General features: G+C 62.7%; 14 protein-coding genes. 9 read left to right on the top strand and 5 right to left on the bottom strand.

Annotated features, from left to right (window positions below; translation table 11 throughout):
* The first annotated feature begins 19 nt into the window (after positions 1–19).
* The 4 genes from RAE21_RS04360 to RAE21_RS04375 all read left to right on the top strand — a co-directional run bounded on the left by RAE21_RS04360 (position 20) and on the right by RAE21_RS04375 (position 5,197).
* Positions 20–1,171, top strand: coding sequence for a transglutaminase-like domain-containing protein (locus tag RAE21_RS04360; RefSeq protein ID WP_313880312.1), 1,152 nt, complete (start codon positions 20–22; stop codon positions 1,169–1,171).
* Between the two features lie 36 nt (positions 1,172–1,207).
* Entirely contained in the window at positions 1,208–2,959 is a 1,752-nt protein-coding gene (pabB, locus tag RAE21_RS04365) for an aminodeoxychorismate synthase component I (protein ID WP_313880313.1), read from the top strand.
* 106 nt (positions 2,960–3,065) lie between these two features.
* Positions 3,066–4,082, top strand: coding sequence for a TIGR03790 family protein (locus RAE21_RS04370; RefSeq protein ID WP_313880314.1), 1,017 nt, complete (start codon positions 3,066–3,068; stop codon positions 4,080–4,082).
* A gap of 5 nt (positions 4,083–4,087) precedes the next feature.
* On the top strand, positions 4,088–5,197 hold the full coding sequence (locus RAE21_RS04375) for a rhomboid family intramembrane serine protease (RefSeq protein ID WP_313880315.1): 1,110 nt from the start codon (positions 4,088–4,090) through the stop codon (positions 5,195–5,197).
* A gap of 3 nt (positions 5,198–5,200) precedes the next feature.
* On the opposite strand, the gene RAE21_RS04380 is transcribed toward RAE21_RS04375, so the two are convergent.
* The gene (locus RAE21_RS04380; protein ID WP_313880316.1) at positions 5,201–6,127 is read right to left on the bottom strand and encodes a pseudouridine synthase; all 927 of its coding nucleotides are present in this window, start codon (positions 6,125–6,127) and stop codon (positions 5,201–5,203) included.
* 14 nt (positions 6,128–6,141) lie between these two features.
* A complete protein-coding gene (gene trmB / locus RAE21_RS04385) occupies positions 6,142–6,930 on the bottom strand; it encodes a tRNA (guanosine(46)-N7)-methyltransferase TrmB (RefSeq protein ID WP_428983970.1) in 789 nt (262 codons plus the stop codon).
* A gap of 205 nt (positions 6,931–7,135) precedes the next feature.
* Between trmB and RAE21_RS04390 the strand changes: the two genes are divergently transcribed.
* A complete protein-coding gene (locus tag RAE21_RS04390; RefSeq protein WP_313880317.1) occupies positions 7,136–8,695 on the top strand; it encodes a methyl-accepting chemotaxis protein in 1,560 nt (519 codons plus the stop codon).
* A gap of 34 nt (positions 8,696–8,729) precedes the next feature.
* On the opposite strand, the gene gluQRS is transcribed toward RAE21_RS04390, so the two are convergent.
* From gluQRS to RAE21_RS04405, 3 genes are all read right to left on the bottom strand, one after another.
* Positions 8,730–9,689, bottom strand: a complete 960-nt coding sequence (gene gluQRS, locus RAE21_RS04395; protein ID WP_313880318.1) for a tRNA glutamyl-Q(34) synthetase GluQRS — start codon at positions 9,687–9,689, stop codon at positions 8,730–8,732.
* Positions 9,690–9,699: 10 nt separating this feature from the next.
* Entirely contained in the window at positions 9,700–10,743 is a 1,044-nt protein-coding gene (locus RAE21_RS04400) for an NAD(P)/FAD-dependent oxidoreductase (RefSeq protein WP_313880319.1), read from the bottom strand.
* Between the two features lie 63 nt (positions 10,744–10,806).
* Positions 10,807–11,748, bottom strand: a complete 942-nt coding sequence (locus tag RAE21_RS04405) for a LysR substrate-binding domain-containing protein (protein ID WP_313873366.1) — start codon at positions 11,746–11,748, stop codon at positions 10,807–10,809.
* Positions 11,749–11,859: 111 nt separating this feature from the next.
* Between RAE21_RS04405 and RAE21_RS04410 the strand changes: the two genes are divergently transcribed.
* The 4 genes from RAE21_RS04410 to RAE21_RS04425 all read left to right on the top strand — a co-directional run bounded on the left by RAE21_RS04410 (position 11,860) and on the right by RAE21_RS04425 (position 14,543).
* Positions 11,860–12,561, top strand: coding sequence for a pirin family protein (locus tag RAE21_RS04410; RefSeq protein ID WP_313880320.1), 702 nt, complete (start codon positions 11,860–11,862; stop codon positions 12,559–12,561).
* A gap of 65 nt (positions 12,562–12,626) precedes the next feature.
* Positions 12,627–13,160: a flavodoxin family protein gene (locus tag RAE21_RS04415; protein ID WP_087494300.1), complete on the top strand. Its 534-nt coding sequence runs from the start codon at positions 12,627–12,629 to the stop codon at positions 13,158–13,160.
* Between the two features lie 169 nt (positions 13,161–13,329).
* Complete coding sequence (locus tag RAE21_RS04420) at positions 13,330–13,722, top strand: hypothetical protein (RefSeq protein ID WP_313880321.1); 393 nt, start codon at positions 13,330–13,332, stop codon at positions 13,720–13,722.
* A gap of 26 nt (positions 13,723–13,748) precedes the next feature.
* Complete coding sequence (locus tag RAE21_RS04425; RefSeq protein ID WP_313882650.1) at positions 13,749–14,543, top strand: DUF2145 domain-containing protein; 795 nt, start codon at positions 13,749–13,751, stop codon at positions 14,541–14,543.
* Position 14,544: the final 1 nt, after the last annotated feature.

Below are 14,544 nucleotides of genomic sequence, written 5' to 3' on the forward strand. Positions count from 1 at the left end.
TCCAACGGGAGAATTCAACATGTCCGATCAAAGCACCCTTGCCGACGGCAAAAAGCCCCAGGCTGCACGCCGCCAATTTATGAAGAATTCGGCGGTAGCCCTCGCCACCGCTGCGCTGCCTGCTATCAATTTTGCACAAACGGCTGCGGTGGCCGAGCGCCAATTCAGCCCCAAGCCCGCTGCTTGGCGCACCTTTGAGGTGACTACCCGCGTCGACATTGCCAAGCCCCAAGGCGCTACCCGTTTGTGGTTGCCAGTGCCCTCTATCAATAGCGAGTGGCAGCAGTCCCTGGAGAGCAGCTACTCCAGCAACGGTAGCGCCCGCATGGAAGACGACAACGCCACCGGCGCCCGCATGCTGTTTGTGGACTTTGCGGCCGACCAAGCAAAGCCCTTTGTGGAGCTGACCAGCCGCATCCGCACCCGCAGCCGCGCCCAAGACTGGGGCCAGAAAACCGCCGTGGCAGAAGACACCGCCACCCTGAAGTACTGGACCCAGCCCACCGATTTGTTGCCCTTGGACGGCATCGTGCGCACCACCGCACAAGAAGCCACCCGCGGCGCCAAAACCGATGTGGAAAAGGTGCAAAAGATTTACGACTGGATCGTCACTAACACCTACCGCGAACCCAAGGTGCGCGGCTGTGGTGAAGGCGACATCAAAACCATGCTGGAAACCAACAACCTGGGCGGCAAGTGCGCTGATCTGAATGCCTTGTTTGTGGGCTTGTGCCGCGCTGCCGGCGTGCCTGCACGCGATGTGTATGGCCTGCGCCTGGCGCCCAGTGCGTTCGGCTACCGCGAGTTGGGTGGCAACTCTGCCAGCCTCAAGGGTGCGCAGCACTGCCGTGCCGAGGTCTACCTCAAAGGCTACGGCTGGGTGGGCATGGACCCGGCCGACGTGGCCAAGGTCATGCGCCAGGAAACCCCGGAGTGGATCAAGTCCGCCAGCAACCCGCTGGTCGCGCCCGTCAACAAGGGCTTGTTCGGCGGCTGGGAAGGCAACTGGATGGCCTACAACATGGCCCATGACGTGGCGTTGCCCCAGTCCAGCGGCTCTAAGCTGGGCTTTTTGATGTACCCCACTGCCGAAACTGCAGCCGGCCGCCTCGACTCGTACGCGCCGGACGACTTTCAGTACCAGATCAGCGCCAAAGAGTTGGCGGCGTAACAGGTACCTTGACCCTCTCGTTTCGCAGCATTGCCTATGACCATACCCCGCGCACTGTTGGAGTTCGGTGATCCGCATCACAGTGGCCAGCCCGCCACCAGATTGGCTTTTGGCGAGCCGCAGCAGGTGCTGGTGGCCCACACCCTGGATGATGTGCGGCCGGTGCTGGAACAGGTGGATGCGCTGAGCCGTGAGGGCCAGTGGTGTGTGGGCTATGTGCGTTATGAGGCCGCGCCGGCTTTTGATGTGGCGCTGCAGGTGCACGCAGCCGAGGGGCCTTTGGTGTGGTTTGGTGTCCATGCGCAGCCCTTGGCTGACGCTGAGGTGGCGCTGCCCACCGCGCCCGAGCCGCACGTGCAATGGACTCCGCGTATCAGCCGTGAGGTCTTTGATGCCAACATGACGCACATCCACGCAGCCATTGCCGCCGGGGACTTCTACCAGCTGAACTACACGGCTCAGCTCGAAGCGCCATTTGCGTCCTTAGAGGGCAGTGCTTTGGCGTATTTTGCCGCCCTGCGCCGCTCGCAACCGCGGGGCTACGGCGCGTTCATTGACGCCGGTGAAGAGCAAGTGCTCTCGGTCTCGCCAGAGCTGTTTTTTGACTGGGACGGCACCCGAATCTTGGGTCGCCCGATGAAGGGTACAGCCGCCCGGGGCGCTAACCCGCAAGAAGACGCAGCCAATGCCGAGCGCTTGCGCAGCACCCCGAAAGAGCAGGCCGAGAATGTGATGATTGTGGATTTGATCCGCAACGACCTCTCTCGCGTGGCAGAGCCATTCAGCGTCAAAGTGCCGCGGCTGTTTCATCTGGAGGCACTGCCCACCGTGTGGCAAATGACTTCAGACGTGGTGGCCACCACCCGGCAAGGCACGCGCTTGTGGGATGTGTTTGAGGCCTTATTCCCCTGCGGCTCGGTCACCGGTGCACCCAAAGTGCAGGCCATGCGCCAGATCAAGGCGCTTGAGCCGGATGCCCGCGGCGTGTATTGCGGCGCTGTCGGGGTGGTGCGGCCGGGTGGACATGCCACTTTCAATGTGCCTATCCGCACCGTCACGCTGCGTGGCGGGACTGCGCGCTGTGGCATCGGTAGCGGTATTACTTTCGATGCGCAAGCCGAGGGCGAGTGGCAGGAGTGGCGCAGCAAGCGCATGTTTTTGGAGCGCGCCAGCCAGCCCTTCGAGGTGTTGGAGACCTTGGCCCTGCGGGATGGCGTTTTCCAGCACTTGCCCTTGCATTTGCAGCGCATGGCGCAGGCGGCTGCGCATTTCGGCTATTTGTGGGACGAGGCCCTGGCCCGGGAGGCCCTGGCCGCATTGGCGCAAACCCGCCCGGCCGGTGCTTGGCGGGTGCGCTTGCTGCTGCAGCCCAGTGGGCGGTGCACTGCCGAGGCGTTTGCGCTGCCTGATTCCCCACAGCCGGTCCGCTTGCAACTGGCCGATAGGCCCATGGCCGATGCGCAAGGCGAGTTTGTGCGTTTCAAAACGACGCGCCGCGCGCACTATGACGTGTTCACTCCCGCAGACCCGTCCGTGTTCGACACGGTGTTGTTCAACAGCGCCGGCGAGGTGACCGAGTGCACCCGGGGCAACATCGCCATCAAGCTGGGCGGCCGTTGGGTCACCCCGCCGCTGGCCTGCGGTTTGCTGCCCGGCATCGGCCGGCAGGTCTGGCTGGCTGAGGGCCGCTTGGTGGAGCAAGTGGTGCACACCGCCCAACTCGCAGAGGCCCAGGGCGTGGCTTTCATCAACAGCCTGCGAGGCTGGCTGGATGCCGAGCTGGTCTAGCCCTTTGCGGTTCCCTGGCAGCTGGCTCAGGCGCAGCGGTGCTGCGCTAGCTGGGTTTGTTTGTTTATGGGCTGGATACGCAGCAGCGCAGCCCGGTGCGGCGGTGATGGCACCTGCCAAACCGGCCTGGGTCAACGTGCCACGGATTCAGGGGCATTTGGTAGCAGCCGATGTGGGGCTGGTGATCAATAGCAACGACCCGAATTCAGTCGCGGTGGGCGAGTATTACGCCCGGCAGCGCGGCATCCCACCCGAGCAAGTGCTGCGTGTGGCGCTGCCGGTTCGCCCGACCCTGACTGCGGCAGAGTTCGAGTCGTTCAATGCTCAGATAAAAGCCACTATGGGGTCTCAGGTGCAAGCCTTGGCCTTGGCATGGGCCCAACCCTATGCGGTGGAGTGCAACGCGATCACGGCTGCCCTGACTGTGGGGTACCAGCCCGAGTTGTGCAGCCAGACATGTGCCACGAGCCGCCCCTCAGTGCTGTTCAACCATCCCACGGTCCGGCCCTATACGGACCTCGGGGTGCGCCCCAGTATGTTGCTGGCCGGGCGCACTGTGGCCCAGGCCACCGCGCTGATTGATCGCGGTGTGGCCGCCGATCGCCAGTTGGGCAAACGAGGGGTAGCGCCCGCCAGCGTGGTACTGCTGCGGACTACGGATGCGGCGCGCAACGTGCGTGCCGCTTGGTACCCGCCGATGCCGGCGATGGGCCAGCCCGATCCGCTGGTGCCCCTGGGCGCGCAGCTCCGGGTGCAAGACAGCACAGCAGAAAGCCCCGAGCGCGTGGTGCTGCTCCAGACCGGTGCAGTCCGGGTTGACAACCCGGCGGCTATTGACTGGGTGCCCGGTGCGCTGGCGGACCATCTGACCTCGTATGGCGGGCAATTGCTCAACACCAGCGGCCAAATGACCGCGCTCGAATGGCTGGAGGCCGGCGCCACCGCGAGCTACGGCAGTGTGAGTGAACCCTGCAACCATTGGCAGAAGTTCCCGCACCCGCAGGTGCTCTTGCTGCACTATGTGCAAGGTGCGACCGCGCTAGAGGCCTATTGGCGCAGCGTGGCATGGCCCGCCCAAGGTGTGTTTGTCGGGGAACCTTTGGCCGCACCGTTCGGTCGATAAACCTAATGCATACACCCGCACAACCTTCTGCCAAAACCACTGGCCTACAGCCTCCGGCACTGACCGAGTTGATGCGTGCGCCTGCGGCACAGGTTCCGGTCACCGTGGGGCTGATCGTGTTGAACCTGCTGGTGTTTGTGGCATTGGCCGCCGCCGGCGGCGGTTGGTGGCATGCGGGGCGGGGCGTGCAGCTCGATTGGGGGGCCAACTTCGCCCCGGCCACCCAAGACGGCCAGTGGTGGCGACTGGGCAGCGCCATGTTTATTCACTTTGGCATTTGGCATCTGTTGCTCAACATGTGGGCCTTGTGGGATATCGGCCGCTTGTTGGAGGGTTTGCTCGGGCGCTGGCGGTTTGCCTTGCTCTACCTCGGGGCTGGGGTCTGCGGGAATCTGGTGTCTTTGGTGGTGCAGGGCAACCGGGCGGTGTCTGGTGGGGCATCGGGTGCCGTGTTCGGCCTGTATGGCGCCTTGCTGGTTTTTTTGTGGGTGGAGCGAAAACAAGTGGAGGCCGGGGAATTCCGCTGGCTTTTCGGCGGGGCGCTGGGCTTCTCGGCGCTGATGCTGGGCTTGGGTTGGTTCATGCCGGGCATCGACAACGCGGCGCATGGTGGCGGCCTGCTGGCGGGCATGTTGTGGGCAGGGCTGTTGCTGCGGCCGTGGACGGCGAGTAGTCCCGCAGCCGGATTGCGCCCGGGGCTTTCGGCCACACTGCTCGTGGTTGCGGTCGTCTTGTTGGGCTTGGTGTTGCCAGAGCCTGCCTACCGTTTTGGTGAAGAGGTCAAAGCGCGCCAGAGCATTCAACGCTTCATGTCTGACGATGAACGCATCCATGAGCATTGGAATTCGATATTGAATGATGTGCAGAAAAACAGCGCGTCGTTTGAGTCCATCGCCGGACGGATGGATGCGGAAGTGGTGCAACCCTATCGCCAAAGCTTTGAAGATTTGATGCGCGCATCCCCAGAGAGTGCCGCGCCCTCAGCCGCTACGCTGGCCAATTTGCAGGCCTATGCCGCCCAAAAAGCCTCCCAGGCCCAGAAGCAGGTCGATGCCCTGCGCCAGGGCAACAAGCCGGAGCTGCCGGCTACAGTGCCCCCCAGCGAGACACGTTAAATCTCAATGCGCTGGAGGCGCTTCTGCCAAAGGCATCAGGGTGCGCCGGCTGTCAAATGTGCGCTTTGCGCCGCTCAGCGGATCTGTGAACTCCAGGGTACGGGCCAGTAACTGCAAGGGGCGCCGGAAATCGTTGGCGCCCTCGGGCGTGAGGACGGGGTAGATGCCATCAAATAGCAGGGGCAAACCCAAGGCGTGCATATGCACCCGCAGCTGGTGGCGCTGCCCGGTCAGCGGCTGCAATTGGTAACGGGCCCAGGCACCTGCCACTTCCAGCGGCGCAATGTCGGTGATGGCGTTAACTTCCCCCAGCACCTCGGCCTGCTGCATGAAGTGAACGGCGTCACCGATACGGCTTTCGCGGTGCAGCGGCCAGGGCAGGTCAGGGTTCCAGGGGGCGACGCATTCGTAGGTCTTGTGCACCAGCCGGTCGCGGAACAGGGCCTGGTAGGCATTGCGGCTGGCCGCCTGGACCGAAAACATCACCAGCCCGGCCGTGTCTTTGTCGATCCGGTGGATGGGTGAGAGTTCGGGCAGGTCTAGACGTTGCTGCAAACGGGCCAACAGGGTTTCACGCACATGTTTGCCGCTGGGGACCACCGGGAGAAAGTGCGGCTTGTCGACCACCAGCAAATGCGCGTCCTGCCAGATCACCTCTTCCTGAAACGGGATGACGCGCTCGTCCGGCACCTCGCGGTAGTAGTAAAGGCGGCGGCCCGGGGTGGCGGCATCGCTGGCAGAGGCGGTGCGACCGTCTCCGTCGGTGATATCGCCCGCATCCAGTCGCTGACGCCACACCGCTTCCGGCACAGCCGGAAGGCGGTGGGTCAAGAAAGCCAGTAGGCTGGGCCAGGGGCCACCAGGCACCACCACGCTGCTCGGCCGAACACCATGCCGGGCCGCAGGAGCCAAAGGCCGTGCGCGGGCCATGGGGCGGATCGGGCTTAGATACGCTCGAACACGACGTCCCACACGCCGTGGCCGAGCTTGATGCCGCGGTTCTCAAACTTGGTGAGGGGGCGGTAGTGCGGCTTGGGCGAGTAGCCCGCCAACTCAGGGTGCGCGGGCAGGGCGCGGTTTTTGAGTTTGGGCTCAGCGCTCAACACTTCCAGAATCTGCTGGGCATAGGGCTCCCAGTCGGTGGCCGCGTGCAGGTAACCGCCGGGCTTCAGGCGGGCCGCCAGCTTGGCGATCAGTGGGCTTTGGATCAAGCGGCGCTTGTTGTGCTTGGTTTTGTGCCAAGGGTCGGGGAAGAAGATGTGCACGCCATCGAGGCAGGCCAGCGGCAGCATATGGTCAATCACCTCCACCGCATCGTGGTTGCAGATGCGGATGTTGGGGATGTTGTTTTCACCGATGCGCTTGAGCAAAGCGCCGACCCCGGGCTCATGCACTTCGCAGCACAAGAAGTTGGTACCCGGCAGGGTGAGTGCAATTTGTGCGGTGGCCTCGCCCATGCCGAAGCCAATTTCCAGCACGACCGGGCGTTGGGCGTCTGATGGGGCTCCAGCGCCCGCTGCACCTTCAAAAGTTGCTCCGAAATTGAGAGCAGAAGGCTGGTAGGGAACCAGAAACTGCGGGCCCAGTTCCGCCATGGCGCGCTCTTGCCCGCTGCCCATGCGGCCTGCGCGCTTTACAAAGCTCTTGATGGTGCGCATGAAGGGCTTGGCAGCGTCGTCAGTGCGGGTAAGGGTTTCGGCCGATTCGGGCTGGTGGGATTGAGGGTTCGTCATGGCGGCAAGAGCACGTAAGCAGGGCCTGCATTGTAGGCAGTCAGGCGCGACATCGGTAATTTGCGCAATATCAAATTCATTGTAAAAATCTTTTTAAACAAATTTGATAAATATACATATAATTAAACAAATGATCTGACGAAAGTCACCATCTCCGCTCAGTCGCGGGCTGTCCGCGCGGCGTGGTACTCAAGAGGGAAACGAGATGTTCAAGTCTTTGCGCTGGGTAATGTCGCTTTTGGGGGCTATCGGCGTTGCCGCCGCGATAGCGGTTGCCGCACAGGGTTACTTCTTCATTCAGAAGCTGGATGCCTCTGCGCTGAAGGTCTATGCGGGGAAAGATGTGGTGGCCGACATCCTGCCACCCCCGATGTACCTGATCGAGACCCGGCTGGTTTTGTCGCTCATGCTGGACGGAAGCGTGTCCGCAGCAGACGGTAAGAAGCGCTTTGACGAGCTGACCACCGAATACGACCAGCGGGTGGAGTTCTGGAAAAAGAACCCGCCCTTCGGCCTGGAGACCAAACTCTTGGGTGAGCAACACAGAGCGGCGCAGGCTTTCTTGGCGGCCGCCCGCAGCCAAGTGGTTGAGCCTTTCGCCGCAGGCAAAGCCGATGTGGCCCGCACTAATTTGCCCGCAGTCCATACGTTGTACCAGCAGCATCGGGCCGGTGTGGACGCCACGGTGGTCGACGCCAATGCGTTCGCAGCCAGCTCCATGCAAGAGTTTGACGCCACGCACGCCTTCAGCGTGACCGCCATGGTGGTGACCGCACTGGTGGCTGCGGCGGTGGTGTTTGTGGTGTACCGGTTGGTGCTGGCCAGTATCCAAAAACCGGTGCGCGGCAGCACCCAGGCAGCCAAGTTGATCGCTGCGGGCGATTTGGCCACCCATGTGGCCTTGGACCCGGGGCGCACAGACAGCTTGGGAGCGCTGCAAGAGGCGCTGCAAACCATGCGCGAAGGCCTCAACAGCACCGTATCGTCGGTGCGTTTGGTGGCAGACAACGTGTCCAATGCCAGCGCTGAAATTGCGCAAGGCAACCACGACTTGTCCGCCCGGACTGAGAGCCAGGCCAGTGCCTTGGAGGAGACCGCCGCCTCCATGGAAGAGCTGACGTCCGTGGTGAACCAAAATGCCCAAGCGGCCCAGCAGGCTGAGCGGCTCGCCCAGCAAGCCGCCGAGGTTGCCGAACGCGGCGGTGCCGCCGTGGGGCAGGTGGTGGAGACCATGAAGGGCATCAACGACTCGTCCCGCGAAATCGCAGGCATTGTGAGCGTGATTGAAGCCATCGCGTTTCAAACCAATATCTTGGCCTTGAATGCCGCCGTCGAAGCGGCCCGGGCCGGCGAGCAAGGCCGCGGCTTTGCAGTGGTGGCTTCTGAGGTGCGATCGCTGGCGGGCCGCAGTGCAGTAGCGGCCAAAGAAATCAAGGCCCTGATCGATGCCAGCGTAGACCGTGTGTCCCATGGCTCCACACTGGCCGACCAAGCCGGTGCCACGATGGACGAAATGTTGCGTTCGACCCAACAGGTCAGCACCTTGCTGACAGAAATCAGCGCGGCGAGCCGCGAGCAGTCCAGCGGGATCTCGCAAATCGGGGAAGCCGTCAGTCAGATGGACCAAGTCACCCAACAAAACGCTGCGCTGGTGGAAGAAATTGCCGCAGCTGCCAGCAGCCTCAAGGTCCAGGCGGCAGAGCTGGTGCGGCAGATGTCGCAGTTCACGGTAGAAGGCGGGCACGAGGTACCGCGCCTGAGCTGACGGCCTGTGCAGCCCGGGTTGCTGCAAACCAGTGTCACGTGTTGTAACGGCTGCGCCACTCAGCGGTCCAGGCGCTGAGCGCACTGGCTCTGTCACCCACTGCCGCAGACAAGCCCAGCGCAGCAGCGGCACTGGCCAAGGTCGTATCCGGGTCGCTCAGGTCTAGGGCTGCAGCGCCGTTTTGTTTGCTGAGTTTTTCCCCATTGGGGCCTAGCACCAAGGGGGTGTGCAGGTAGCGCACCGCAGGCAGCCCTAAGGCCATTTGCAGTGCGATCTGGCGCACGGTGTTGTCCGCCAGGTCTTCGCCCCGCACGATGTGGGTGATGCCCTGGTCGGCATCGTCAACCACCACCGCCAATTGGTAGGCCCACAAACCGTCTGCCCGTAACAGCACGAAGTCGCCCACCTCGCGGGCAAGGTCTTGCTGCTGCACACCGAGGCGTCGGTCATGCCATGTCCATATACCGTCATCATTCACATTTGCTATGAAATCAGGAGCTAGTGGCGCAGTTGATATGAGCGCTAGAGGGCTTTTTGGCTCACAACTATGAGCGTCGGTGCGCAGGCGCCACGCACGGCCCTCGCGCCCTTGTAATCCGTGGCGGCAGGTGCCGGGGTAGATCAGCTCGCCGTTACGCGCCTTGCCCGCGCCCATTTGCGCCAGTGCTTGTGCAGTGTCTTTGCGGGAGCAGGCGCAGGGGTAGGCACTTCCGGCAGCGATCAGTGTGTCGAGCGCCTGCCGGTAGAGGGCGCTTCGTTGGCTTTGCCAGACCGGAGGCTCGTCGGGCACCAGGCCCACGCTGGCGAGTTGATGCAGGATAAACTCACCACCTCCTGCTACGCAGCGCGGGGTGTCGACGTCTTCAATCCGCACCAACCACTGCCCGCCGTGGGCACGGGCGTCCAGCCAGCTGGCCAGCGCAGCAAGCAAAGAGCCCGCATGCAGCGGGCCCGTGGGGGAGGGGGCAAAGCGGCCCCTGTAATTCAAATTCAATGTGCGGGAGTTAAGCAACTTTCAGCGCGAGTTCCAGGCCGGAGACAAAGGCATCTTCCACGCGGTGGCCGATGCACCAGTCGCCGCACAGGCCGATGCCCGCTTTGCTGTCCCACAAAAAGTGTTCGCCCAATGGGGCCTCGGTTTTGGCATACAGCCAGCGGTGTACTTGGGCGTGGGCCGGCTCTGCGCGAATGCCGGTGATCTCGGCAAAAGCCTTGATCAATTTGGCCTGAATACGGTCAGGCGTGTCGTTCAAATGCTCCTGCGACCAGGCTGCACTGGCTTGCACTGTCCAGCGTTCGACCTTGCCGCGGCCGGGTTTGCTCGATTCGCGCGACAACCAGGCCACACGGTGGTGGGTGCTGCGGGCGGCGTTCCACTGCGGGCCCAGGGTGGTGAGGCCGGGTTGCACCGCTTGGGGGTAGGCCAGCATCAGGGTCCAGCAAGGCGCCACAGAGACTTTGGAGGTTTTCTTGGCCAGCGCTGCGCCCTTGGGGGTGGTGGCCAGCAGTTCTTGGGCTTGGGGATGGGGGATGGCGAGCACTACCTCGTCAAACCCGCCATAGACGTGGCTGCTGCCCGCGTCACCCGAGGTGCGCAGCTGCCATTTCTTTTTGTGCAGGGCGTCTTGTTCGAGCGCGGTCACGCGGGTGTTGACGAGCAACTGCCCGGCATCCGCCAGGGGCTGTGCCCAAGCGCGCACCAGCGCGTTCATGCCGGGGACGGGCACCCAGTGCGCATCGCGCCCGGGCAGGGCGGCGGCGGCCACACGGCCATGGGAGTCGAGCACGCGGACTGCGTTCGCGCTCCAGGGGCGGCACAGGCCGGGCGTGGTCTGCAGGGCCTGGGTGAAACGGGGGTCGCGCACCGTGAAGTACTGAGCCCCGTGGTCAAACGTGCCGAAGGCGCTTTCGCGGGTGGACATGCGGCCACCGGGCCCGCGGCTTTTTTCAAAAACGGTGACCTTGTGGCCGGCCTGTACCAGGGTGCGTGCGCAGGTGATGGCGGCCATGCCGCCCCCCACGATGGCAATGTGTCGGGATGTTGTCATGGGCACAGTCTCCGTTGGTTGTAATAGCCTCTTTATACACGCTGGCCACGGGGCGTAAATCGTTTAGCTGCTGCGATGCTCGTCCAGCAAGGCACTGCGGGTGGTCTCACTTTCGAGTTGGCTGAGCCACCATTGCAAGGCCCTGCCTTGGTTGATGGTTTTGGTTTGCCGCCAGGCGTAGTGCAGCGGCACGTTGCGTTGGGGGCGCTCGGTTTTCTTCACGACCAAGCGGCCGGTTTGTATGTAGGCGTCTGCCATGCAGCGGGGCAGGTTGCCGCCACCCAGACCGCGCAATTGGGCGTCGAGCTTGGCGTGCATGGTGGGTACGGTGAACACATCCTGCCCGCTAAGCAGGCCAAAGGTTTGGCCCGCGCCGCGTTGCACCGAGTCGGCTACGGCGACCGCCCGGTGTTTTTGAATCAGCTCGTCACTCAGCGGCTCCGGGGCTTGTGCGAGCGGGTGGTGCGGGGCGACGGCGTAGACAAAGCTGATCGACCCCATGGGCTTGCTGTGCACACCGGCGGTGCGCGCCGAGTCCGCCCCGACGCCGATGGCCAGGTCTGCCTGGCCGGTAGTGAGGGCCTCCAGCGTGCCGGAGAGGGTCTCTTCCCGCAGGCGGATACGGGTGGGCGGGGATTGGCTGAAAAAGTTGTCGCACATCTCCATCATGACCGGCTTGGAGATCACGGTGTCGATCGCAATCGTGAGTTGCGGCTCCCAGCCGGTGGCCACGCGTTTGACACGGTTGGCCACGGCGTCAATTTCTTCCAGTAGGCGTGCACCTTCCCGCAACAACTCCGCTCCGGCAGCGGTGAGCTTGGCTTGGCGGGAGCTGCGGTCGTATAGCAGCACGTCCAACGCGTCCTCGATTTGGCGCACCCGGTAGGTCAAGGCGCTGGGCACCATGCCCATGTCCCGCGCGGCGGCGGCGAAGCTGCCGGCCTCGGCAATGGTCTGCAGCATGGAGAGGGCATCAGGGGTGAGGAAGTCGCGTGCCGTTTGCATGATCGATACCCTTAAGTTGAGTTTTTTTGAATGATGCCATCAAACGGTATGGATGGAAAAGGCCTGGTCGAGGCCTAAAGTTCAACCCATACGAAACCAGAGGCACTTCACATGTTGACCGTACGCAAATCGCAGGACAGAGGCTACGCTGACCACGGCTGGCTCAAGTCTTTCCACAGCTTTTCGTTCGCCGGGTACTACGACCCCGCGCACATGGGGTGGGGCAATCTGCGGGTGATCAATGAAGACCGCATCGCACCCGGCACCGGCTTCGGCACTCATGGTCACCGTGATATGGAGATCATCAGCTATGTCATGTCGGGCAACCTGGCGCACAAAGACAGCATGGGCAACATCAAGGGCATTCCGCCCGGTGATGTGCAGCGCATGAGTGCCGGTACCGGTGTGACGCACAGCGAGTTCAACCACGCGCCGAATGACACCACCCATTTCTTCCAGATCTGGATCGAGCCCAATGTGACCGGTATTCCCCCGAGCTACGAGCAAAAAACCTTTGCTGCAGCGGACAAGCAAGGCCTGCTCAAGTTGGTGGCCTCGCCTGACGGCGCAGAAGGCAGTGTGCTGATCCATGCGGACGCCAAGTTGTATAGCGGTTTGCTGGACGGGGCAGAAACTGCAACCTTGGCGCTGGACCCTGCCCGCAAAGGCTATGTGCAGGTGCTGCGCGGTTCGGTGTCGGTGAATGGCACGCCCTTGCAGACGGGTGATGCCGCCTTGCTGAGTGCTGAAAGCACCTTGGTGCTGGATGCGGCGCAGGATGCAGAAGTGCTAGTTTTCGATCTGGAAGCCTGATTTTTTCGGGTGTCCGCAGGGTGCGGATGCCTTTCTTTGAGTCTTTTTACCTAGGAGTTAACAAAATGGCAAAAGTAGCAGTTGTATTCCATTCCGGTTACGGTCACACCCAGCGCGTAGCGCAATTCGTGGCTGAAGGCGCGAGCGCCGAGCTGATCACCATCGACGCCAATGGCGACATCACCGATGCCCAGTGGGCCACTCTGGATGCGGCAGACGCGGTGATCTTCGGTTCCCCCACTTACATGGGTATGGCCTCCTGGCAGTTCAAGAAGTTTGCCGATGCATCTAGCAAGCGTTGGTTCACCACCGCCTGGAAAGACAAGGTGGCTGGCGGCTTCACGATTTCTGCCAGCCCTAGCGGCGACAAGCTGTCCACTATCCAGTACTTCATCACCCTGTCTCAGCAGCACGGCATGATCTGGGTGGGCCAGCCTGCCATGAACGACGGCACCATCAACCGCATCGGTTCCAACTCCGGCGTGATGGCCCAAGTCGGCCCCACCAGCCCGGCGGAAGACATCCCCCAAGGCGACCTGGACACCGCCAAAGCCTATGGCGCACGCGTGGCATCCATTGCCGCCAAACTGAAGGCATAAGCTTTCTTCAGGCCTCTTCGGTCTGAAATGCTTGAGCCCGCTTCGGCGGGCTTTTTTGTGCACGCTTGAATAATGCGTAAGCTGTGGGCTCTCAGACTATCGGAGTTCTATTTTGACGATCCGTTTTGCTACTAAATTCATAGCTGCTTGCGCAATATCCGCGGGAGCTATGGCGCCTTTTCATGCTTATTCGCAGACTGACGCTTCCGCGTTCAGCGCCATCAGCGCCATGCCAGTGGCCTCGGTCGTCGGTGCGAGCGCGGGTGCGGTGATCGCCATTCCTGTGGCTTTTTCCACCGCAGGCGCGGTGTTGGTGGTGAAGGGCGTAGAGGCCTCGGCCAAAGGCACGGTCTATCTGCTGGAGCGCATGTCGGACGGCGCACGCGCCAGCGTGGAGGTGTCGGGCAAAGCTGCCTCCGGTGCCTCTGCGGCTTTAGGCACCGTGGTCTTTGTCAGCGTGATCAGCACCGGCGTGGTGTTGTCGGTGGCGGGTAAGGTGATTGCGTTTGTGCCTAACGAAATCGGTAAAGCTTTGTTGCACAACGAACGCGTGAGCCAGTGAGCCGCATTATTTACCTGCAGCGATGGATGGCGGCAGGAGTGGTCGCCCTGGCGTGTGCCGGCCAAGCGCAGGCAGGCCGGACTTGTGATGAGCCCCAGGACCTGACGCCCGCCAAGGTGGACAAGTCGATGACCTTGGCCTGGAAAACGCTGCAGGCGCTGGATGCCAGCGGTGCCAAGGTGGTGGTCATGGCGCGAGCCGGGCAGGACCTGAGCAAATACGGTGTGCGCTACTCGCACCTCGGGTTTGTGTACCGGCAAGACACCCCCGATGGCGGGCATGTGTGGCGGGTGCTGCACAAACTCAATGTGTGCGGGACGGCGGAGTCGGCCATTTACCGGCAAGGGCTCGGGGAATTCTTCCTGGACGACCTCTGGCAATACGAAGCAGCCTGGGTCGCGCTCAATCCGCAAGCAGAGGCGGCGTTGCTGAAAGTGTTGCTGGACGGGCCGCGGTCCTTGGTGCTGCACGAGCCGCGCTACAACATGGTCAGCTACCCGTGGTCTCAGAAGTACCAGCAGAGCAACCAGTGGGCCATTGAAACACTGGCCTTTGCGATGACGGCGGCTAGCACTGAGCCGGTGACCAGTCGCACGCAGGCGCAGACTTGGCTGCAGCGCACCGCCTATCAGCCGACGACCCTGACCATCACGCCGCTGGTTCGGCTTGGAGCCCGCATGACGAAAGCCAATGTGGCGTTTGACGATCATCCGGATGAGAAGCGCTACGCCGACCGCATCGAAACCATCACGGTGGACTCGGTGTTTACGTGGCTCAAGCGCGCCAATCTGTCTGCTGGCGCCCCCCAGGTGCAGCGCTAAC

Source organism: Rhodoferax potami (genome assembly GCF_032193765.1).
Taxonomy (GTDB): Bacteria; Pseudomonadota; Gammaproteobacteria; order Burkholderiales; family Burkholderiaceae_C; genus Allorhodoferax; species Allorhodoferax potami.